Genomic DNA, 20,911 nt, shown 5'->3' on the forward strand with positions numbered 1-20,911 from the left:
CTCTCAAAGCCTCCAGGATCTGGGAAGTGTGGCACCCGACAGCGCCTCCAGCACCGGGCACAGCACCGTGCGCAGCAGGAAACCATCTTGTGCAAGCACGCGGACCACGAGGGTATCGGGACGAAGAAGGCTGGCACCGCCAGTCGACGGCAGAAACCCGCGGACCTTTTCAAGCAAGGCTTCTGCCCGCGGGCCGACATAAAGCGCGCTTGCCATCGCGTGCATCCCGCCAGCGGCCGCGGCCTGGGCCAAAAGCGCCGGGATATCCCCTGTCAGGGCAAGACGGTCTTCATAGACCGGCTGCCCGCCGCGACGAACGCTGATGCGGTCGAGAAAAGTCGCATCGTTGACCACTTCGCCCATCGCCGTACGCCCCAAGACGATCGGCTCGGCCATCACGAACTCCGCGGCTTTTTCGGACAGATCGACCTCCAGCCGTCGGTCCAGGGCCGCACCATCAAAAACCAGCAATTCCTGCGGAAGCCAGTACATCGCCGCCCCGGCCTCGACAGCAAGTCTTGTCCTGACATGCGCACGGCCACCAGAACTGCGATACGCCCGTTCTGCGGCTTGCGTCGTCATCACCAGCCTGCTGTCACGACCGGCGCGTGCGTCGATGTCAAAACGATCCCCGCCTGTCAGCCCACCGGAGGTGTTAACCACGATAGCTTCGACAGCATCCTTTCGGCGCGGAAAAACAGCGCGTGCGCATCCCGCACTGTGCAATCCGTCGATCCAGCTATGGCCATCCCGCATCTTGGACGACACCTGCAACCCGCCGACCGCCCGGGGAAGGCACGGTGCATCGGCAGAAGCCTTGAAGTCTTGAACGAGATGCATGGGCGTTTCCGAGCGAGAGGACACCGGAAACGAGCACGCCCCACGCGCCCTGTTCCAGTCCAAGCCCTTCTGGAGGCCCCGTCGCCATGCCGCCACGCTCAAGAATTCGGCGGCTTTGACCCGTAATGCTCGAAAATTGGGCAAACGCGGGACGAAATGGCCGCACCCATCGCGGCCCTTGGAGCAACGGTGAAACTCATGTTGCTTGCCGCATTTTTAGACTGGACGATCAGGAAATGAGCGGAATGAAGACAGGCGCATTTGTTCTCGGCATCATGCTTGGCGGGCCAGCCGCCGCCACGACGCTGCCGCAGGTCTTTGCGAGCTGCACCGGACGCTTCTCCGCCGAGCTTGAACATGCCTGGTTGATGCGGAGCGTAGACGCAGAGGTTCTGGAACTGCGCCGGGCGCATTTCGAAGACATGCTCGCCTCAGTGACGAAAAACGAGATGCGCAGCAGCCTTCTGGATCAGCGGATAAAGGCGAAAAGCGCGCATGCGCACATTCTGAGCATGGCACAATTCGAACGAGATCCAGACATAGCCCGCTGGGCCAGACACCGCGCGAAGGTCGAGATCGGCTATTGTGAAAGCTTGCTCCTGGAAAGCTGATCGTCGCGAAAAAGAGAGCGCCCAAAAAACAGACGAAAACTACCGATTGCGCTGAAAATTTAGACTTCGACAGTAGACTCCGGCCCATCGCCACGCTGCAACCTCGCCGCTTTGCAGAAGCATGTGGAAGCACTGTGTGCGGCGGACGAATCCCGTCCGGTCGAACGTGCGATGGTGCAGGCCTTGCAATCCAGATCACCACCGCACTCCGCAACATGTTGCGTGGGGGATATATGGGACATTTGGATATTGCCCACAAGCACCCTGCGCGTTACGCAAAGGGGACTGAATCAATGTCAAAAAAGCTGTTAAGCTCCGTCGCTGTCGTGATGGCAACCGCGCTGCCCGCAATGGCGCAGGACTGCCCGATCAAGGTCGGCGTACTGCACTCGCTGTCGGGCACCATGGCAATCTCGGAGACCACGCTCAAAGACACCATGGAAATGCTGATCGAACAGCAGAACGAGAAAGGCGGCGTTCTGGGCTGCGAACTGGAAGCAGTGGTCGTCGACCCCGCCTCGGACTGGCCCTTGTTCGCCGAGAAAGCGCGCGAGCTGCTGACCGTGCACGAGGTCGACGTGATCTTCGGCAATTGGACCAGCGTCAGCCGCAAATCCGTGCTGCCAGTCATCGAGGAACTGAACGGGCTGCTGTTCTATCCCGTGCAGTACGAGGGCGAGGAAAGCTCCAAGAACGTATTCTACACCGGCGCGGCACCGAACCAACAGGCGATCCCCGCCACGGATTACTTCCTGGAAGAACTTGGCGTCGAAAGCTTCGCGCTGCTAGGCACCGACTATGTCTATCCGCGCACCACGAACAATATCCTGGAATCCTACCTGAAATCGAAGGGCATCTCCGACGAGGACATCTTCGTCAACTACACGCCCTTCGGCCATTCAGACTGGTCCAAGATCGTGTCGGACGTCGTGGCGCTGGGTGCAGGCGGCAAACAGGTCGGCGTGATCTCGACCATCAACGGCGACGCTAACGTGGGATTCTACAAGGAACTCGCAGCACAGGGTGTTTCGGCCGATGACATCCCCGTCGTCGCCTTCTCCGTGGGCGAAGAAGAGCTGTCGGGCCTCGACACTTCGAACCTCGTTGGGCATCTCGCGGCGTGGAACTACTTCCAGTCCGCCGACACCGATGCCAACGCCGAATGGATCGAGGCATGGAAGGCCCGCATGGGCGAGGAACGCGTGACCAACGACCCGATGGAGGCGCATTACATCGGCTTCAACATGTGGGTGAACGCCGCCGAAGAGGCCGGCACTACCGACGTCGATGCGGTCCGCACCGCCATGTACGGTCAGGAATTCCCGAATCTGACCGGCGGCACCGCGGTCATGCTGCCGAACCACCACCTGGCCAAGCCGGTTCTCATCGGCGAGATCCAGGAAGACGGTCAATTCGACATCATCAGCCAGACCGAGGAAGTGCCGGGCGACGCCTGGACAGACTACCTTCCGGAGTCGGCTGTGCTGAAGTCCGACTGGCAGGAACTCGAGTGCGGTATGTACAACACCGAGACCGAGACCTGCGTGCAGATCAAGTCGAATTACTGACCCTCTAAGACTTGAAGGGCGGACCCTGCGCCGCCCTTCACCCCCTTCTTTTCCCTTTGGGAGGCCCGTGCATGGCACGTCTTTTGCTGATCCTCACGCTTGTTTTCGCATACTTGCCCGCCTCGGCACAGCAAGCGGATGCGCCGATCCAGCAACTGATGCAGGAGCATGCGAACCAGCTGGCGAAGCCATCGCGCACCAAGGTCGCCCCCACCATCGACGCCATCGCCGGAAGTGGCCTACCCGAGGCGCAGACCGTCCTGCGCAAGTGGCAGGACAAGGAGCTGTGGCGGAATGCTGAGACCGGCCTTTTCATCTGGGCCGAGGAAATCGACCGCGACACTATCCGAGGTTTCGACTTTGCCGGGGACACGGCCCTGGGCGAGTTGCCCGACGACGACTTTGAGCAGTCCAAACCCAATTCCGGCGTGCGCAAGATGATCGGCGCCGCGCTGGTGAGATTCCAGCTGACCGCCGAAGACCTCCCAACCCGCCGCACCGCCATCGACAACATCGAGCGGGACGCAGAAGCCTCGCACCTGGCCCCCCTGCGCGAGGCGATCGAGGCCGAGACAAGCCCGACCCTCAAGGCCCGCGCCGAACGCCTCGAACGTCTGCTGACCATCCGTTTCGGCGAAACCGAAGAAGAACGCATCGCCGCCATCGAAGGCTTCCAGGGCGACCTGGGAGTCGATTTGCGCGGTGCGCTGAACCCGCTGGTGACGACCCGGCTAGAAGCCGCGGAAACCGCGCCCGAAAGCCCCGAAATCGCCCGCGTCCTGAAACCCGGCTCCGAGGCCCTGCCCCGCGAGGACGCCTACGACCTGCTGGTCTCGGAAGGGTTCGCCAAGCCCCGCATCAGCCGCACCGACAAGGCCGCGGCGCTCGTGGTCAATATCGACGACGCGGCAGTCGCCGGAATCGAGGTCGCCACCTTGGACACCGAAGACGCCCGCGACATGGCCTATGCCAAGCTGGCCGAGCAAGGTACAGTCGACCCCGTCGCTACCGAGGCTGAGATCGACGAGACACTTGGCGAATACGCGTTCTACGAGGTCTTTACCGGCGCCCCGCCCGCCGTCGCGCTGGCCGCGATGGATGCCCTCAACGGCATCGAAACCCGCGTCGCCGTCAACCAGGCCGCCGACCTCGCGCTCGACGCCATTTCGCTCGGGTCGATCTATTTCCTCGCCGCCATCGGGCTTGCCATCACCTTTGGCGTGATGGGCGTGATCAACATGGCCCATGGCGAGTTCATAATGATGGGCGCCTATACCGGCTTTGTCGTGCAGCAGATCATCCCTGACCAGACGCTTTCGGTGATCCTCGCCATCCCGCTGGCCTTTGCCGTGACCTTCGCGGCGGGCGTGGCGATGGAACGGCTGGTCATCCGCTGGCTCTATCACCGCCCGCTGGAAACGCTGCTGGCCACCTTCGGTATCTCCATCGCGCTGCAACAGATCGCCAAGAACATCTTTGGCACGCAGGCCCGCCCGCTGACGGCGCCGGGCTGGCTCGACGGGTCACTGGTGTTCAACGATATCGTTTCGATCAGCTATATCCGCATCGCGATATTCGTGCTGGCGCTCTTGTTCCTTGCGCTGTTCCTGGTCGTGATGAACCGCACCCGGCTGGGGCTGGAGGTGCGCGCGGTCACCCAGAACCCGCGCATGGCGGCCTCGATGGGCATCAACCCCGACCGGATCAATATGCTGACCTTCGGGTTCGGGTCAGGCATAGCGGGCATCGCCGGTGTGGCCATCGGGCTATATGCCAAGGTCACGTCCGAGATGGGTGCCGACTACATCGTGCAAAGCTTCATGACCGTGGTCGTGGGCGGCGTCGGCAATATCTGGGGCACATTGCTGGGCGCGACCCTCGTGGGCTCACTGCAGAAAGGGATCGAATGGCTGAACCCCTCGAATACGCTGGCAGCGCAGACCTACATGATCTTGTTCATCATTCTCTTCATTCAATTCCGGCCGCGCGGTATCATCGCGCTCAAGGGCCGGGCGGCGGAGGCGTGACATGACCGACAGCACCCTCGCCCGCCCCGCACCGCGCCAGCCTCTGTTCCTGCGCTTTCCGGCGATCCTGATCTTCATGGCCTGCCTCGCGCTCTTCACGGTGGGCGTCACCATCCTGTCCGAAGGCTTCGGCATCGGCATCATTTCCACCAGCTTCGTCAAGACGCTGGGCAAGACGCTATGCCTCTGCCTCGTGGCGCTGGCGATGGACCTCGTCTGGGGCTATTGCGGGATCCTGTCGCTGGGGCACATGGCCTTTTTCGGACTGGGCGGCTACGCCATCGGCATGTGGCTGATGTACGAGCGCACCCGCCTGATCGTGGTCGAAAGCATGTCCGCCGAGGTTCTGCCGCCCACGCCCGAACAGGTATCCGACGGCATCGCCAGCCAGATCTTCGGCGTTGTCGGCGCGTCCGAATTCCCGCCGATCTGGGCGGTCGCCCACTCGCTGCCGCTGCAACTGGCCGCCGTGGTGCTGATACCGGGCCTCTTGGCGCTGGTCTTCGGCTGGTTCGCCTTCCGCAGCCGCGTGACGGGCGTGTACTTGTCGATCCTGACCCAGGCGATGACTCTCGCGCTCGCCCTCTACCTCTTTCAGAACGACAGCGGGTTGCGTGGCAACAATGGCCTCTCGGGCCTGCAAAACCTGCCCGGCCTCGGCAATGTCCCGCAATCCGTCGTCTCCGTGTGGTTCCTCTGGGCCTCGGCGCTCGCGCTCGGGCTGGGCTACTGGCTGGCCACCTGGGTCGTCTCGGGCAAGTTCGGCTCGGTGCTGCGCGGCATCCGCGATGACGAGGCGCGCGTGCGCTTCCTCGGCTATCCGGTCGAGGCGTACAAGCTTTTCGTCTTCACTCTGTCGGCGGTCATCGCGGGCATCGCCGGCGCGCTTTATTATCCGCAGGCCGGCATCATCAATCCGGCGGAACTGGCGCCCATCGCCTCGATCTACCTTGCCGTCTGGGTCGCCATCGGCGGGCGTGGGCGGCTATACGGCGCGGTCATCGGGGCGGCCTTCGTGTCGCTACTGTCGACGTGGTTTACCGGCGGACAGGCCCCCGACATCGTGCTGGGCAGCTGGCGCATCCAGTGGGTCGATTGGTGGACGGTCCTGCTCGGCGTCTCCTTCGTTGCGGTCACGCTGTTTGCCCCGAAAGGCATCGGCGGGCTCTTTGACCTGTTGGCGGATCGCCTGACTCCCGATCGCCACGGCGCCGACCTCGGCCCAGACCAGGGCGCCTTGCGCGAACAGGAGGCCGACAAATGAGCCAGCTTCTGGAGGTCTCCGGCGTCTCGGTCAGCTTCGACGGCTTCAAGGCTTTGAACAACCTGTCCTTCTCGATTGGCAACAAGGAACTGCGCGCCGTCATCGGCCCCAACGGCGCGGGCAAAACCACCTTCATGGACGTGGTCACCGGCAAGACCAAGCCCGACGAGGGCCGTGTCCTCTGGGGCGAGCCGCCGGTTTCATTACTGGGGAAATCCGAAAGCAGCATCGCCATGGCGGGCGTGGGTCGCAAGTTCCAGCGCCCGACCGTGTTCGAGGATCAGACGGTTGAGGCCAACCTGATGATGGCGCTGCGCAAACCGCGCTCACCCTTCGCCGTTCTATTCTTCAAGCCGAGCGCCGAGGATCGCGACCGCGTCGCCGAGCTGGCCGAAACCATCGGTCTGGCGCAGGCGCTCGGGCGCAAATCTGGCGAGCTGTCGCACGGTCAGAAGCAGTGGCTGGAAATCGGCATGCTGCTGGCGCAGGACCCGCAGCTTCTGCTGGTGGACGAACCGGCGGCGGGCATGACCACCGTTGAGCGGGAAAAGACAACCGACCTTCTGCGCGAAGCCGCCAAAACCCGTGCCGTAGTCGTCGTCGAACATGACATGGAATTCGTCCGCCGCCTTGGTTGCAAGGTCACGGTCCTGCACGAGGGCGCGGTGCTGGCCGAAGGCTCCATCGACCATGTGACCAAGAACGAAAACGTGATCGAGGTGTATCTTGGCCGATGATATCCTGAGCGTCGAGGGCCTGACCCTTCACTACGGCGGCAGCCAGATCCTGAACGGCATCGATATGGGCGCGCGGCAAGGCGAGGTCACCTGCATCATGGGCACCAACGGCGTCGGCAAGACCTCTCTGCTGAAGGCGCTGTCGGGCACCCATCCCCGCTCCGGCGGAGCCTACACGCTGGCGGGGGAAAGCATCGGCAAACTGGGCGCGTATGACATGGCGCGGCGCGGTGTTGGCTACGTCCCCCAAGGGCGGGACATCTTCCCTTTCCTGACGGTCGAGGAAAATCTTGAGACAGGTTTTGCCTGCCTGCCGCGCAGCGAACGCCACCTGCGCGACGATATCTTCGACCTCTTTCCCATCCTCAAGGAATTCATGCCAAGGCGCGGCGGCGACCTCTCGGGCGGTCAGCAGCAACAGCTTGCTATTGCCCGCGCGCTGATCACGAAGCCCAAGGTACTGCTGCTGGATGAACCAACCGAGGGCATCCAGCCCAACGTGATCCAGCAGATCGGCGAAGCCATCCGCCTCCTGCGCAGCCAGGGCGACATCGCGATCATCCTTGTCGAGCAGTATTTCAGCTTTGCCTTCGACCTGGGCGACCGGTTCTACGTGATCGAACGCGGTGCTGTGAAACTGAGCGCGGACAAGGAAACCGTGACGAGCGAAGAACTTGCGAAAAGCACGGCGATTTGACGAGGCTCGAAAATCGCGGTGGATTGTATGTGGCAAGTCAAAAGAAGACGCCGTTTGCTTTGAGGTGAAATGCCTTGGCTTTTGGTGTGGCTGAAATGAACTCTGATCCGGATCCACGGATTGCAGCATATCACCCCGATAACATCGAATGACCTGCGCACGCGCGCTATGATCGGGTGTTTGAAAGCCTGAAACAAAAAAGGGGCGTCGCCGCCCCTTTTTTCATGCCTTGCTTGACCGGCCTCAGGCCAGGCCGTGCTGCGACATCGGCAGGCTGCGCACCCGCTCGCCGGTCGCCTTGTAGACGGCATTCGCCACGGCAGGGCCGATGGGCGGCGTGCCCGGCTCACCGATGCCGGTGGGCGCTTCGGTCGAGGGCACGATATGCACTTCAACCTCGGGCATGTCCGAAATCCGCAGCGGCGTGTAGTCCGGGAAGTTGAACTGGTCCACCTCTCCATCGGTCATGGTGATCTGCTCCCGCAGGATCGATGACAGGCCATAGCCAAGGGCGCCCTCGACCTGTGCCACGATGTTGTCGGGGTTGATCGGCACACCGCAATCCACGCCGCAGGTGACTTTCTCGACCTTGATCGTGCCGTCTTCACGCAGTCGCACATCGGCCACTTCGGCAACGTAGCTGCCAAAGCTCTTGTGCACGGCAATCCCGCGATGGGTGCCTTCCGGCCCGGATTCTCCGGCCTTTTCTACCGCCAACCGCAACGCTCCGGCCAACCGCGCATCCTCGCCCAGATAGGTCAGGCGGAACTCCACCGGATCGCGCCCGGCGGCCTCTGCCAACTCGTCCATCATGGTCTCCATGACATAGGCCGTGTGCGTGTGCCCGACCGAGCGCCACCACAGGACCGGCACGCCGACATCCGGGTGGTGCACGTCGACCGTAAGGTCAGGAATGGCATAGGGCGTGGGGTGAATGCCCTCGATCGTGGTGTCGTCGACCCCTTCCTTGACCATGTATTGCTCGAACGGCGTACCCTTGGCGATGCTCTGGCTGACGATGCGGTGCTCCCAGCCAGAGATATTGCCGTCGGCGTCAAGCCCAGCCCGCACGCGGTGCATCGTGAGGGGGCGATAGTAGCCGCCCTTGATGTCATCCTCGCGCTTGTAGATCAGCTTGATCGGCCGTGCGTCGTGACCAGCCTCCAGCCAGGCCTTGCCGATGGTCGCGGCCTCGGCGACCAGGTGCGCGTCGCCCGTCGCGCGACGACCGAAAGATCCGCCGCCCCACTTGGTATGCACCTGCACCTGCCCCATCTCAAGCCCAAGGACCGAAGCCGCGGTGCCGTGATCCACGGTCTGCAACTGCGAACCGCCCCAGAACTGCGCGGAACTTCCGTCGAAATGCACGGTCATGTCCAGCGGTTCCATCGGCGCGTGAGCCAGATAAGGAAACACGTAGTCCGCTTCGATGATCGTCTCTGCCTGCTCCAGCTTGGCAGCGGCGTCGCCCTTTGGCTCTGCCGGGTTTCCGGGCTGGTCCAAAAGCGCACGGAACTCTTCCATCAGGGCGTCCGTCCCCCGAGTCTCACCCGAGCCTTCGGCCCATTCCAGCGCCAGCGCGTCCCGCGCCTGCATCGCCTTCCACGTGGTGTCGGCCACCACGACGACGCCTTGCGGGATTTCCAGCACATCATGCACGCCGTCCATCGCTTTCGCGTCGGCCGCGTCCATCGAGGCCAAGGTCGCGCCGAACCGCGGCGGGCGTGCCGTCACGGCAACCAGCCCACCCTCGGGCTGCTGATCGATCCCGAACATGCCGACGCTGCCTCGCGTCTTTTGCGGCACCTCCACGCGGGCGAAGGACTTGCCGATATAGACCCAATCCTCGGGTGCCTTCAGCACAACATCCTCGGGCGGTTGCTGGCCGGCCGCAAGGCTCGCCATCTCGCCGAATGTGACACTGTTTTCGCCAGCCGAAAGTTTGCCCTCGGAAACGCCGATCTCGGAGGCATCGACGCCCCACTCGCTTGCAGCCGCATTGACCAGCATCGCCCGGACGGTCGCGCCGGCTTTGCGGTACTGCTCCCACGAATTGGGCATTGCTGTAGACCCGCCTGTACCCTGCACGCCGAACGCGCTGTTCGCATAAACTTCGGGGTTCGACGGTGCGAAATCCGTGGTGATCTGATCCATCGAGGCATCCAATTCCTCGGCCACCAGCGTGGCAAGACCCGATGCCGTGCCCTGCCCCATATCCAGGTGCTTGCTGAGTACAAGAACGGTGTTGTCCGGCATCACGTGGACGAACGGCGTCACCAGCACGTCGCCCTCGGCAGCGGACTGTGCCAGACCACGCACAGGCACGGCAGCGCCGAGCAACAGACCACCGGCGGCACCGGCGGACAGGGTCAGAAATCCGCGCCGCGTCGTCGTGAGCGCGCGTGTGGCGGGCATCAGGTCGCGTTTGTCGATCAGTCTCATCTTACGCCTCCATGATTTCTGCGGCCCGGTGAATGGCCTTGCGGATACGGGCGTAGGACGCGCAGCGGCACAGGTTGCCATCCATTGCCGTGTCGATGTCTTCGTCAGTGGGTTTGGGCGTTTCCGCCAGCAGCGCCGAGGCCGACATGATCTGCCCCGATTGGCAATAGCCGCATTGCGGGACCTGAAGCTCGACCCAGGCCTCCTGAATCGCCTTCGCAGCGTCGTTTTCGACGCCTTCGATCGTGGTGATCGTCGCGCCCTCAAGGTCGCCGAGGTACGTCTGGCAGGATCGCGACGGCACGCCGTCGATATGCACCGTGCATGCCCCGCATGAGGCGACACCGCATCCGTACTTGGTGCCGGTCATTTTTAGTTCATCGCGCAGCGCCCAAAGCAATGGCATATCCGGGCTTGCGTCGATTTCCGTTTTTTTTCCGTTGAGTGTGAATGTCGTCATGTCTGGCTCCTATCCCTGTTGGCAGTCGCTGGAACGTCAAACGGGCGCGAGGACCGCACCTTGGTGATCACAACTTACGAGTTAGAGCGGATCCGCAAAAGTCGATACCGGCCACGTCACCCGCACAGGCATGCGTTCAAATTCGCACAAGGCACCGGCGGATCAGCGCGTGAAACGGTCTGGCGCAAAGGGGGTAACGTCGATATTCGGACGCCCGCCAGAGATCATCTGCGCCAGCAATCGGCCCGTTTTGGGTCCGCCGGTCAGCCCCACGTGATCGTGACCGAAGCCGGTATAGGCACCGGCAACAGCCGGCACCGCCCCGATCAACGGCAGCGAGTCCGAGACTGCCGGACGATGGCCCATCCACCGCGTGGTTTCGCGCCATGTCAGACCCGGCAGCGCCGCTTTCAGATGACGCATGAACATGCGGTAGGGCGCCTCGGGCGGCGGCGCGTCGAACCCGCCATACCCGACCATTCCGGCCAGCCGGATGCGGCCTTCCATCGGCGTGATCACGAACTTGCCCGCCGAGAACATCAGGGGAGACCGCGGCATCTGCGACGGCTCCCAAAGCTCGACATGAAAACCGCTCTCGGGATGCAGGGGAACCGCTATGCCTAACGACTCGGCCAGGGGTTTCGACCATGCGCCGGTCGTGACAACGGCCGTATCCACCGCGAGCGTTTCGCCCGTCAGGCGCAGCCCCGTGACTTGCCCATTGGTGCGTTCGATCGCTTTGACCTCATCACGGATCAGCCGAACTCCAAGGCGTTCGGCGGCTCTTGCAAGCGCTTTGACATAAGCCCCCGGATCCGAAATGCGCCCATGGTTCGCTATACGGGCGGCACATCCGATCGCCTCCCCGTAGATCGGGTCGTAAGCGCGCAAGGCCTCGCGATCCATCACCGAAAAGTCGAACCCCTGCGCCGTGCGGATGTCCCAGGTGAACCGATCCGCATCGAACGCCTTTCGGGTCGTATAGCCATAGAGATAGTCGCAGGGCACGACGTATTTTTCGGCTTCGGTTCCCGCCGCAAGGGCCTGGTGGTCTGCCAGGCTGTCGCCTATCAACGGCAGCATCGCGTTCGCCCGGGTCTTGGCTGCATCCGCCGTCGCGTAGCGCAGGTATTTCATCAGCCAGGGCGCAAGCGCGGGCAAATGGCGCCACCGGATGTAAAGCGGTTCACGAGGATCCAGTGCCATGCGCGGGGCCTTGCGCAAGAGGCCGGGACCGGGCACAGGCAGTGTGCCCGCGGACGCCAAAAGGCCCGCGTTTCCGAAACTTGTCGCCTCGCCGGGACCGGCCTTGTCGAGCAGGGTGACCGTATGACCTTCGCGCGCCAGCCAAAGCGCGGTGGACACCCCCACGATGCCCGCGCCGATCACTGCAACATTACATGTCTTGCCTGTCATAGGTGCAGCTTTAGCGGCGCCTTCATTGCTGTCAATGGCACCGCAACTGGCGTGGCGTGCTGCCGTACTGCCGTCGGATCGCACGGGTCATGGAAGACGGCGAATCATACCCGCAGCGAATGGCGATCTCGGCAATTCCCAAGGTGCTGTCCTCGATCAGCTTACGCGCGGCGGCCAGGCGCAGATGTCGATAGACCTTGCCCGGAGACGCCCCCAACCGCGCGCGAAACCGGCGGTCAAGTGTCCGGGGCTGACACGACAAACGCGTCGCAAGCTGTTGCAGGGTCAGCGGTTTTTCGACGGTGTCGCGCATCACCTGCAAGCCACGGCGCACCAGTGGGTCAGCGACCTGCCTGGTCCTGCCCCGTCCCACCGGCGGCTCGCCATGCAAAAACAGCGCCTCGACGTCCAGCCGGACGGCCATGCCGGCATGCTGCGCGATCAACTCCAGTGTCAGGTCGAGCGCCGACATGGCGCCGGCGCATGTGATCACGTTTCCATCCCGCAGCACCCTGGCCTGCTCGGCATCGACGGTCAGGAACCGTTCGGTGAAGGCGTCCAGTAGGTCCCAGTGCACCGTTGCCCGGCGCCCGTCCAACAACCCGGCGGACGCAAGCAGCCACGGTCCTGCGTCCAGTCCCACAACGACATCGGCGTGGTGAACGGCATCGCGCAATCGCCTGCGGGTGCGCGGGCTGTCATGCACTTCGTGGCCGTAGCTTGCCACTACGAACAGGTAGTCGACCTTCGGCATCGCGGTCACCGAGGCGCGGGCGATCATTTCGATGTCGCTGGAGGACCGAGACGGACCGCCATCAAGGCTGAGCACTGTCCAGTCGAAGATCGGCCTTGGTCCGACCGTGTTGGCGGCGCGCAGAGGCTCGATGCAATTGGCCAGGCACAGGTTCGAGAACCTGTCGAACAGCAGAAACCCGATCCGCGTGGTATGAAGCGCTGATTTTGTCCATTCCGGCATGATTTTTGTCAATTAGCGCAAACTTGGCGATATCGCCAGCGCGATATGATCTGGCCAACAAAGGGAGACCACCATGCCGCTTGCCATGAACCGAGAGGTTTTTATCACTTGTGCCGTGACCGGATCGGGCGGGACACAAGACAAGAGCCCGCACGTGCCACGAAGCCCCGAGCAGATCGCGGACAGCGCCATTGCTGCGGCCAAGGCGGGGGCGGCGGTGGTGCATTGTCATGTGCGAGATCCCGAGACCGGGGTGCCGTCGCGGGACGTGAAGATGTTCCGCGAAGTGACCGAGCGGATCCGGGATGCGGACGTCGACGTGGTGCTGAACCTCACCGCCGGGATGGGCGGGGACATGGTGTTTGGCGATGTCGAAAGCCCGCTGCCGCTGAACGAAGCGGATACCGACATGATCGGCGCCACCGAGCGGGTGGCGCATGTGGCAGAGTGCCGGCCGGAAATCTGCACCCTGGATTGCGGCACGATGAACTTTGCCGAGGCCGATTACGTCATGACCAACACGCCCGGCATGCTGACGGCGATGGGCCGGATGATGACCGAGCTAGGAGTAAAGCCCGAGATCGAAGCCTTCGACACCGGGCATTTGTGGTATGCAAAACAACTGGTTAGCGACGGAGTGCTGGAAAGCCCCGCGCTGGTGCAGCTGTGCATGGGCGTGCCGTGGGGCGCGCCGGATGATCTGAACACCTTCATGGCGATGGTCAACAACATCCCCGACGACTGGCACTTCAGTGCGTTCGGCCTCGGGCGCAACCAGATGCCTTACGTCGCCGCCTCTGTGCTGGCGGGGGGCAATGTGCGCGTCGGGCTGGAGGACAACCTGATGCTGGACAAGGGTGTGCTGGCCACCAATGAACAGCTTGTCGCCCGCGCGAAGGAGATCGTCGAACGGCTGGGCGCCCGTGTGATCGGGCCCGAGGATGTGCGCAAGAAGCTGGGGCTGACCAAGCGGGCGCCGGTCTGAAAATGGCTGTCGGTATCGCGTCGGTATTTGGGTGGCATCGCGTCGGTGCCATTTACGCCTGTCGGACGACCCGGCCATGAGCCGCCGCGTGGTCATCACCGCCGGCGCGTCCGGGATCGGCAAGCGGCTGGCCGAACGGTTCCTGGAAATGGGCGACCGCGTGGCGATCTGTGACACCGACCCGATGGCGGTGGCCGCGATGGCCGAGGCCAACCCGTCGCTGATCGCGCAACAGGCCGATGTCACCGATGAGGCCGACATGGACGCTTTCCTGAGCCAGGTCGAAGGTGAATGGGGCGGGGCCGACGTGGTCTGCGCCAATGCCGGGACGGGCGGACAGGCGGGGCTGATCGAGGATCTGGACTATGCCGCCTGGCAGCAATGTATCGCGGTCAACCTGCACGGGTCGTTCCTGACCTGCCGCTGGGCCGCGCGAGTGATGCGGACCCAAGGATCTGGACTGATCGTGCTGACCACGTCGACGGCGGGGCAATGGGGCTATCCCTATCGCTCGCCCTATTCCTCGGCCAAGTGGGCCTTGGTGGGCCTGACCAAGACACTGGCGATGGAGCTTGGCCCGGCAGGCGTACGCGTGAACGCCATCGCGCCCGGCGCGGTGGAAGGCGAACGTATGGATCGCGTCGTGGCCATGGAGGCCGCCGCCAGCGGCAAGGCCGAGGACGAGGTCCGCGCGCAATACGTCAAGGGCGTCAGCCTGCGCTCGTGGGTCAGCGCCGATGACCTTGCCGACATGGTGCTGTTTCTCGCATCGCCGGGGGCGTCGAAGATCTCGGGGCAGGTTATGGCGGTGGATGGCCACACCGAGACACTGGTGCCATGATGCGCGCGAAGCATCACGACATGAGGCAAACCATGCGAAACTGGACGAACCGGATCACATACCTCGCGGCGGCCCTGGCGCTGGCGGGCTGCGCCAGCGGGCCCTTGGCCCCGGACAGATCATTCCGCGACACGGGTCAACCGCTGTCGGTGACGACGCGCGGCAACGGGATGAAGGACATGGGCGGTCCGTGGTTCGTGCGAGGATATTTCCCCGGCGACGGCGGGCTGGCGATGGTGACCTTCCTGCCCGATCTACGCGGCCAGCAGGCGGTGGAGTTTCGCACCGAGGCCTGCCTGCTGTCCGGCGACTGCGAGACGGACGCCGAGATATGGATGGCCCGGCCGCTGGGCCAGAACCGCTGGCAACTGAACCGCGAGGGCGAAGCGCCGCGGCAGATGTGGGTCGTGTGGGTGGATGACGATTTCCGTACGGCGGCAATCGGGACGCCCGATGGCAGCTATGGCTGGATCCTCGACCGTCGCCCCGAGGGCGGGGCGGACCGGCTGCGGGCGGCGGCGGAGATCCTGAATTTCAACGGCTATGACACCTCGCGGATCAAGGTGCGATGACGAAGGGAACGACGATGGCGAAACGGGCGGCAATCATTGGTGGCGGCGTGATCGGCGGCGGCTGGGCCGCGCGGTTCCTGCTGAACGGCTGGGATGTGCGGGTTTTCGACCCCGACCCGCAAGCCGAGCGCAAGGTGGGCGAGGTGCTGACCAATGCGCGCGGCGCGTTGCCGATGCTTTATGATTGCGCCCTGCCCGCCGAGGGCAAGCTGAGTTTTCACGGCTCAATCGCCGAAGCGGTCGACGGCGCGGACTGGATACAGGAAAGCGTGAGCGAGCGGCTGGACCTGAAGCACAAGGTCTTTGCCGAGATCCAGGCCGCGGCACCGGGCGTGCCCATCGGATCGTCCACCAGCGGGTTCAAGCCGTCGGAGTTGCAGCAAGGTGCCGCCGATCCGTCGACGATCATGGTCACGCACCCGTTCAACCCGGTCTACCTGCTGCCCCTGATCGAGGTGGTGCCATCCGAGGCCACGGCGCCCGCGATGGTCGAGGCGGCCAAGGCGACGCTGACAGAGGTTGGCTTGTATCCGCTGCACGTGCGCAAGGAGATCGATGCGCATATCGCGGACCGTTTCCTGGAAGCGGTCTGGCGTGAGGCCCTCTGGTTGGTGAAGGATGGCATCGCCACCACAGAGGAGATCGACAACGCCATCCGCTATGGCTTTGGTCTGCGCTGGGGACAGATGGGCCTCTTCGAGACGTACCGCGTGGCCGGCGGCGAGGCCGGGATGCGGCATTTCATGGCACAGTTCGGCCCGGCGCTGAGCTGGCCCTGGACCAAGCTGATGGACGTGCCGGAGTTCACGCCCGAGTTGGTGGACCTGATCGCGGACCAGTCGGACACGCAGTCTGGGCACCTGTCGATCCGGGAGTTGGAGCGCAAGCGAGACCGCAACCTGATCGCCATGATGCGGGCGCTGAAGCAGCAGGGGACGTCGTCGGGCAAGCTGGTCGGTCAGCATCAACGCACGCTGATGCATCCGCCGAAGGACGCCCAGCCCATGATCACGCAGGACCGGATGGTGCCGGTCGACTGGACCGACATGAACGGCCACATGAACGAGGGCCGCTACGGGCAGGTGTTCAGCGATGCGGCCGAGGGCGTGATGGCGTTTGTGGGCGCGGACGAAGCCTATGTGTCCGAGCGGCAGCTGAGTTATTTCACCGTGGAGACGACCATCAAGTATTTGGCCGAGACGCAGGCCGGGGAAGAGATCATCGTCGAGAGCCGGGTGACCGAAGGCGGCGGCAAGAAGCTGCGCTGTTTTCACGAGATGAAGCGCAAGAGCGACGGCGAGGTAATGGCGACCTGCGACCAGCTGATGCTGCATGTGAGCCTGGAGACCCGGCGCACCTGCGCGCCGCCCGAGGACGTGGCGGACAAGGTGGCGGCGCTGGCCGCCCTGCACGCGGAGGAGTGAGACCATGCATTTCGGATTGACGGACGAGCAGGAGATGATCGTCTCGACGGTGCGCAGTTTCGTCGAGAAGGAGGTCTATCCCCACGAGGAACTGGTCGAACGGACCGGCGAGGTGCCGCCCGAGGTGGCGCAGGAGATCAAGCGCAAGTGCATGGATCTCGGGTTTTACGCCTGCAACTTCCCCGACGAGGTGGGCGGCGCGGGCCTCGGCCACGTGGATTTCGCGCTGGTCGAGCGGGAACTGGGGCGCGGGTCGATGGCGCTGACGCATTTCTTCGGCCGGCCGCAGAACATCCTGATGGCCTGCGAGGGCGAGCAGCGCGAGCAGTACCTGCTGCCCGCCGTGCGGGGCGAGCGGATGGATGCGCTGGCGATGACCGAGCCCGATGCCGGGTCGGACGTGCGGGGGATGAAGTGTTTCGCCAAGCGTGACGGCGGCGACTGGGTGGTGAACGGCACCAAGCATTTCATCTCGGGTGCGGATCATGCCGATTTCATCATCGTCTTCATCGCCACGGGCGAGGACGACACGCCCAAAGGCCCCAAGAAACGCATCACCGCCTTCCTTGTCGATCGCGGCACGCCGGGATTCACCATCCGCGACGGCTACAAGTCGGTCAGCCACCGCGGTTACAAGAACATGGTGCTGGAATTCGATGATTGCCGCCTGCCCGACGCGCAGGTGCTGGGCGAGGTCGATGGCGGGTTCGCGGTGATGAACGAATGGCTATACGCCACGCGCATCACCGTGGCGACGATGAGTGTCGGGCGGGCCCGGCGGGCCTTTGACTACGCCTTGAGTTACGCCGCCGAGCGCAAACAGTTCGGCCAGCAGATCGGCAAGTTCCAGGGCGTGAGCTTTCAGATCGCCGACATGGTCACCGAGATCGACGCCGCTGACTGGCTGACCCTCGCCGCCGCCTGGCGGCTGGATCAAGGCTTGCCGGCGAACCGCGAGATCGCCTCGGCGAAGCTATATGCCAGCGAAATGCTGGCCCGCGTGACCGACGCCACCTTGCAGATCTTCGGCGGCATGGGCCTGATGGACGACTTTCCCATCGAGCGGTTCTGGCGCGACGCACGGGTCGAGCGGATCTGGGACGGCACATCGGAAATCCAGCGGCACATCATCAGCCGCGAGCTTCTGCGGCCGCTGGGAGCATAAGAGACGAATGCCTTCGGCGAGGATACTCCTGGTGCAAGGATCCGCCCCATGCGCGACCTGAGCCGCCTCTTCCAGCCCAAGTCGATCGCCGTCATCGGCGGCGGCGCGTGGTGCACGAGCGTTGTGCAACAATGCCTCAAGATGGGCTTTGCCGGGCCAGTCTGGCCGGTCCATCCGACCAGGACCGAGATCGCGGGCCAAACCGCCTGGGCGCGGCTGGAGGATCTGCCCGAACCGCCCGACGCGGTTTTCATCGGCGTGAACCGCCACGCGACGGTCGAGACCGTGGGCCGCCTGCACGCGATGGGTGCGGGCGGTGCCGTGTGCTTTGCCAGCGGCTTTCGCGAGGCACAGGCCGAAACCGGCGACGGCGCCGATCTTCAGCTGGCCTTGCTGGATGCCGCGGGGGATATGCCGATCCTGGGGCCCAATTGCTATGGCTTCATCAACTATCTCGATGGGGCGCTGCTGTGGCCCGACCAGCATGGCGGCGCGCGTGTCGAAAGCGGGGTGGCGGTGCTGACCCAAAGTTCCAACATGGCCATCAACATCTCGATGCAGTCGCGCGGCCTGCCCCTGGCCTATGTGACCACTGCCGGGAACCAGGCGCAGACCGGATTGGCCGAACTTGGCATGGCGCTGCTTGACGACCCGAGGGTGACCGTTCTGGCGCTTCATGTCGAAGGCGTGGGCGACGTCGCCGCGTTTGAGGCACTGGCGCTTGCGGCACGCGCGCTGGGCAAACCGATCGTGGTGTTGAAGGCCGGAAAATCGGCGCGGGCCCAAGCTGCGGCTGTCTCGCACACCGCCTCCCTCGCCGGCAGCGATGCCGGGGCAAGGGCATTGTTGAAACGCCTGGGGATGGCGCAGGCCGATAGTCTGCCTGCCCTGTTGGAGACCGCGAAACTCCTGCATTTCGCCGGTCCCTTGCGGGGCACGTCGCTTGCGTCGGTGTCCTGTTCCGGCGGCGAGGCCAGCCTGATGGCCGACAGCGCCGAGGACAGGGGCGTGCAGTTCCCCGATCTGACAGCCGCGCAAATCACCCGTTTGCGCGAGGTGCTGGGACCCATGGTAGCGCTGGCCAACCCATTGGATTATCACACCTTTATCTGGAACGATGACGAGCGCATGGCACAGGTCTTCGCCACGATGCAAGGCGGCGAGGCCGACCTGACCTGCGTGATCATCGACTTTCCGCGCAAGGATCGCTGCGATCCGGCGGCGTGGGATTGCGTGTTCGCCGCCGGTTCAGCGGCGGTGGCAGAGACCGGCAAACCTCTGGTTCTGGTCTCGACCCTGCCGGAGTTGCTGCCCGAAGACATGGCGGCGCGCGCCGTGGCCGGGGGTATGATCCCGATGCAGGGCCTCGATGATTTCCTGACCGCGCTGGAAGCGGCCGCTTTTGCCGGACAGTGCGGACCGCCGCCCGCGCCGGCCTTGGCCGTCGCGCCAATCGAGTCATCCGTGGTTATGGAGGAGGCCGAGGCCAAGCGACACCTGGCCGAGGCCGGGCTGGACGTGCCGCGCCTGGTGTCTGCCCGGTCAGTCGACGAGGCCGCGGCCGCAGCCGAGAAGGTGGGATTTCCCGTTGTGCTGAAAGGCACCGGCGCGGCGCACAAGACCGAGGCCGGGCTTGTCGCCCTGGGCCTGAAGAGCGCCTCGGACGTCGACGCGGCGGCGGGCGGGATGGCCTGCAAGGGCTACCTCGTCGAAGAGATGATAACGGGTGGCGTGGCGGAACTGTTGCTGGGTGTGGTACGGGACCCAGCGCATGGCTTCGTGATGACACTGGGGGCCGGTGGCACGCTGACCGAGATCCTGCGGGACACGGTTTCGATGTTGTTGCCGGTCTCGGAGGAAGAGGTCGCCGAGGCTCTGGCACGGTTGAAAATCGCGCCGGTGCTGGACGGGTATCGCGGGCAACCGGGCGTGGACAAGGCTTCGATCATTCGCGCGACTATGGCGCTGCAGGACTATGTAACGGCCCATCGCTGCATAGTGGAGGAAGTCGAGGTCAACCCGCTGATCTGTACGAACACCCGCGCGGTGGTCGCGGACGCATTGATACGGCTAGGAGAACGAGATGACGGATAATCCGGTAAAGACCGAAAGACGCGGCCATGTTCTGGAAGTGACATTGGACAGGCCCAAGGCCAATGCGATCGACCTGACGACAAGCCGGATCATGGGCGACGTATTCAAGGACTTCCGCGACGATCCGGAGTTGCGCGTGGCGCTGATTACCGGGGCGGGCGACAAGTTCTTTTGCCCCGGTTGGGATTTGAAGTCAGCCGCGGATGGTGATGCGGTGGACGACGATTACGGCGTCGGCGGCTTCGGGGGCTTGCAGGAAATGCGGGCGATGAACAAGCCGATCATCGCCGCCGTCAACGGCATCTGCTGCGGCGGCGGGCTGGAATGGGCGCTGAGCGCGGACATTATTTTGGCCGCCGACCATGCGCAGTTCGCCCTGCCCGAGATCCGGTCGGGCACGGTGGCCGATGCGGCCAGTGTGAAGCTGCCCAAGCGTATCCCGTATCACATCGCGATGGAAATGCTGCTGACCGGGCGCTGGATCGATGCCGAAGAGGCCGCGCGGTGGGGGCTGATCAACCAGATCCATCCGGGCGACCAGCTTATGGCGAACGCGCGGGACATGGCGGATTTGCTGGCGAGCGGCCCGCCGCTGGTTTACGCGGCGATCAAGGAGATCGTGCGCGAGGCCGAGGCGATGACATTCCAGGACGCGATGAACCGGATCACGCGGCGGCAATTCGAAAGCGTCGATGTGCTGTATGATTCCGAGGATCAACTGGAAGGCGCCAAGGCCTTTGCCGAAAAGCGCGACCCGGTCTGGAAGGGGCGCTGAGGGCGGTCGAAGGCGGC

General features: G+C 64.0%; 18 protein-coding genes. 13 read left to right on the forward strand and 5 right to left on the reverse strand.

What is annotated here, in order from left to right; translation table 11 throughout:
• Nucleotides 1–3 precede the first annotated feature (3 nt).
• Nucleotides 4–840, reverse strand: a complete 837-nt coding sequence (locus RBB18_RS12395; RefSeq protein WP_306111031.1) for an urease accessory protein UreD — start codon at nucleotides 838–840, stop codon at nucleotides 4–6.
• A gap of 125 nt (nucleotides 841–965) precedes the next feature.
• Here RBB18_RS12395 and RBB18_RS12400 point away from each other — a divergent pair, with 125 nt between their 5' ends.
• From RBB18_RS12400 to urtE, 6 genes are all read left to right on the forward strand, one after another.
• Nucleotides 966–1,451: a hypothetical protein gene (locus RBB18_RS12400; RefSeq protein WP_306111032.1), complete on the forward strand. Its 486-nt coding sequence runs from the start codon at nucleotides 966–968 to the stop codon at nucleotides 1,449–1,451.
• A 293-nt stretch (nucleotides 1,452–1,744) separates the two neighbouring features.
• Complete coding sequence (gene urtA, locus RBB18_RS12405; protein ID WP_103761977.1) at nucleotides 1,745–3,019, forward strand: urea ABC transporter substrate-binding protein; 1,275 nt, start codon at nucleotides 1,745–1,747, stop codon at nucleotides 3,017–3,019.
• A 71-nt stretch (nucleotides 3,020–3,090) separates the two neighbouring features.
• Nucleotides 3,091–5,046, forward strand: coding sequence for an urea ABC transporter permease subunit UrtB (urtB, locus tag RBB18_RS12410; RefSeq protein ID WP_103761976.1), 1,956 nt, complete (start codon nucleotides 3,091–3,093; stop codon nucleotides 5,044–5,046).
• A 1-nt stretch (nucleotide 5,047) separates the two neighbouring features.
• Nucleotides 5,048–6,310, forward strand: a complete 1,263-nt coding sequence (gene urtC / locus RBB18_RS12415; RefSeq protein WP_306111033.1) for an urea ABC transporter permease subunit UrtC — start codon at nucleotides 5,048–5,050, stop codon at nucleotides 6,308–6,310.
• Complete coding sequence (gene urtD / locus RBB18_RS12420) at nucleotides 6,307–7,047, forward strand: urea ABC transporter ATP-binding protein UrtD (RefSeq protein ID WP_103761974.1); 741 nt, start codon at nucleotides 6,307–6,309, stop codon at nucleotides 7,045–7,047. Before urtC ends, urtD begins: the two co-directional genes overlap by 4 nt.
• Before the next feature lies 1 nt (nucleotide 7,048).
• A complete protein-coding gene (gene urtE / locus RBB18_RS12425) occupies nucleotides 7,049–7,744 on the forward strand; it encodes an urea ABC transporter ATP-binding subunit UrtE (RefSeq protein WP_103762468.1) in 696 nt (231 codons plus the stop codon).
• Between the two features lie 243 nt (nucleotides 7,745–7,987).
• On the opposite strand, the gene RBB18_RS12430 is transcribed toward urtE, so the two are convergent.
• The 4 genes from RBB18_RS12430 to RBB18_RS12445 all read right to left on the reverse strand — a co-directional run bounded on the left by RBB18_RS12430 (nucleotide 7,988) and on the right by RBB18_RS12445 (nucleotide 13,038).
• Nucleotides 7,988–10,186, reverse strand: coding sequence for a xanthine dehydrogenase family protein molybdopterin-binding subunit (locus RBB18_RS12430; RefSeq protein ID WP_306111034.1), 2,199 nt, complete (start codon nucleotides 10,184–10,186; stop codon nucleotides 7,988–7,990).
• A gap of 1 nt (nucleotide 10,187) precedes the next feature.
• The gene (locus tag RBB18_RS12435) at nucleotides 10,188–10,646 is read right to left on the reverse strand and encodes a (2Fe-2S)-binding protein (protein ID WP_103761973.1); all 459 of its coding nucleotides are present in this window, start codon (nucleotides 10,644–10,646) and stop codon (nucleotides 10,188–10,190) included.
• 162 nt (nucleotides 10,647–10,808) lie between these two features.
• Nucleotides 10,809–12,062, reverse strand: a complete 1,254-nt coding sequence (locus RBB18_RS12440) for an FAD-binding oxidoreductase (RefSeq protein ID WP_306111035.1) — start codon at nucleotides 12,060–12,062, stop codon at nucleotides 10,809–10,811.
• A 31-nt stretch (nucleotides 12,063–12,093) separates the two neighbouring features.
• Entirely contained in the window at nucleotides 12,094–13,038 is a 945-nt protein-coding gene (locus tag RBB18_RS12445) for a GlxA family transcriptional regulator (RefSeq protein ID WP_306111036.1), read from the reverse strand.
• 73 nt (nucleotides 13,039–13,111) lie between these two features.
• On the opposite strand from RBB18_RS12445, the gene RBB18_RS12450 reads away from it, so the two are divergent.
• From RBB18_RS12450 to RBB18_RS12480, 7 genes are all read left to right on the forward strand, one after another.
• On the forward strand, nucleotides 13,112–14,023 hold the full coding sequence (locus RBB18_RS12450) for a 3-keto-5-aminohexanoate cleavage protein (protein ID WP_306111037.1): 912 nt from the start codon (nucleotides 13,112–13,114) through the stop codon (nucleotides 14,021–14,023).
• Between the two features lie 76 nt (nucleotides 14,024–14,099).
• Nucleotides 14,100–14,864, forward strand: a complete 765-nt coding sequence (locus RBB18_RS12455; RefSeq protein WP_306111038.1) for an SDR family oxidoreductase — start codon at nucleotides 14,100–14,102, stop codon at nucleotides 14,862–14,864.
• A gap of 32 nt (nucleotides 14,865–14,896) precedes the next feature.
• Nucleotides 14,897–15,436: a lipocalin family protein gene (locus tag RBB18_RS12460; RefSeq protein WP_306111039.1), complete on the forward strand. Its 540-nt coding sequence runs from the start codon at nucleotides 14,897–14,899 to the stop codon at nucleotides 15,434–15,436.
• A 14-nt stretch (nucleotides 15,437–15,450) separates the two neighbouring features.
• Nucleotides 15,451–16,860, forward strand: a complete 1,410-nt coding sequence (locus RBB18_RS12465) for a carnitine 3-dehydrogenase (protein WP_306111056.1) — start codon at nucleotides 15,451–15,453, stop codon at nucleotides 16,858–16,860.
• 4 nt (nucleotides 16,861–16,864) lie between these two features.
• Nucleotides 16,865–18,025, forward strand: a complete 1,161-nt coding sequence (locus RBB18_RS12470; RefSeq protein ID WP_306111040.1) for an acyl-CoA dehydrogenase family protein — start codon at nucleotides 16,865–16,867, stop codon at nucleotides 18,023–18,025.
• Between the two features lie 48 nt (nucleotides 18,026–18,073).
• Nucleotides 18,074–20,119, forward strand: a complete 2,046-nt coding sequence (locus tag RBB18_RS12475) for an acetate--CoA ligase family protein (protein WP_306111041.1) — start codon at nucleotides 18,074–18,076, stop codon at nucleotides 20,117–20,119.
• Nucleotides 20,109–20,894 carry a carnitinyl-CoA dehydratase gene (locus RBB18_RS12480; RefSeq protein WP_103761965.1) on the forward strand — a complete coding sequence of 262 codons (786 nt, stop codon included), beginning with the start codon at nucleotides 20,109–20,111 and terminating at the stop codon, nucleotides 20,892–20,894. Before RBB18_RS12475 ends, RBB18_RS12480 begins: the two co-directional genes overlap by 11 nt.
• The last annotated feature ends 17 nt before the right edge of the window (nucleotides 20,895–20,911 follow it).

The sequence above is a fragment of the Roseovarius sp. MMSF_3298 genome (assembly GCF_030733705.1).
Classification (GTDB): Bacteria; Pseudomonadota; Alphaproteobacteria; order Rhodobacterales; family Rhodobacteraceae; genus Roseovarius; species Roseovarius confluentis.

Excerpts from the sequence above, each read along its gene's own strand:
- RBB18_RS12395 (WP_306111031.1), bottom strand. The coding sequence starts at position 840 with ATGCATCTCGTTCAAGACTTCAAGGCTTCTGCCGATGCACCGTGCCTT.
- RBB18_RS12400 (WP_306111032.1), top strand. The coding sequence starts at position 966 with ATGCTCGAAAATTGGGCAAACGCGGGACGAAATGGCCGCACCCATCGC.
- urtA (WP_103761977.1), top strand. The coding sequence starts at position 1,745 with ATGTCAAAAAAGCTGTTAAGCTCCGTCGCTGTCGTGATGGCAACCGCG.
- urtB (WP_103761976.1), top strand. The coding sequence starts at position 3,091 with ATGGCACGTCTTTTGCTGATCCTCACGCTTGTTTTCGCATACTTGCCC.
- urtC (WP_306111033.1), top strand. The coding sequence starts at position 5,048 with ATGACCGACAGCACCCTCGCCCGCCCCGCACCGCGCCAGCCTCTGTTC.
- urtD (WP_103761974.1), top strand. The coding sequence starts at position 6,307 with ATGAGCCAGCTTCTGGAGGTCTCCGGCGTCTCGGTCAGCTTCGACGGC.
- RBB18_RS12430 (WP_306111034.1), bottom strand. The coding sequence starts at position 10,186 with ATGAGACTGATCGACAAACGCGACCTGATGCCCGCCACACGCGCGCTC.
- RBB18_RS12435 (WP_103761973.1), bottom strand. The coding sequence starts at position 10,646 with ATGACGACATTCACACTCAACGGAAAAAAAACGGAAATCGACGCAAGC.
- RBB18_RS12440 (WP_306111035.1), bottom strand. The coding sequence starts at position 12,062 with ATGACAGGCAAGACATGTAATGTTGCAGTGATCGGCGCGGGCATCGTG.
- RBB18_RS12445 (WP_306111036.1), bottom strand. The coding sequence starts at position 13,038 with ATGCCGGAATGGACAAAATCAGCGCTTCATACCACGCGGATCGGGTTT.
- RBB18_RS12450 (WP_306111037.1), top strand. The coding sequence starts at position 13,112 with ATGCCGCTTGCCATGAACCGAGAGGTTTTTATCACTTGTGCCGTGACC.
- RBB18_RS12455 (WP_306111038.1), top strand. The coding sequence starts at position 14,100 with ATGAGCCGCCGCGTGGTCATCACCGCCGGCGCGTCCGGGATCGGCAAG.
- RBB18_RS12460 (WP_306111039.1), top strand. The coding sequence starts at position 14,897 with ATGCGAAACTGGACGAACCGGATCACATACCTCGCGGCGGCCCTGGCG.
- RBB18_RS12465 (WP_306111056.1), top strand. The coding sequence starts at position 15,451 with ATGGCGAAACGGGCGGCAATCATTGGTGGCGGCGTGATCGGCGGCGGC.
- RBB18_RS12470 (WP_306111040.1), top strand. The coding sequence starts at position 16,865 with ATGCATTTCGGATTGACGGACGAGCAGGAGATGATCGTCTCGACGGTG.
- RBB18_RS12475 (WP_306111041.1), top strand. The coding sequence starts at position 18,074 with ATGCGCGACCTGAGCCGCCTCTTCCAGCCCAAGTCGATCGCCGTCATC.
- RBB18_RS12480 (WP_103761965.1), top strand. The coding sequence starts at position 20,109 with ATGACGGATAATCCGGTAAAGACCGAAAGACGCGGCCATGTTCTGGAA.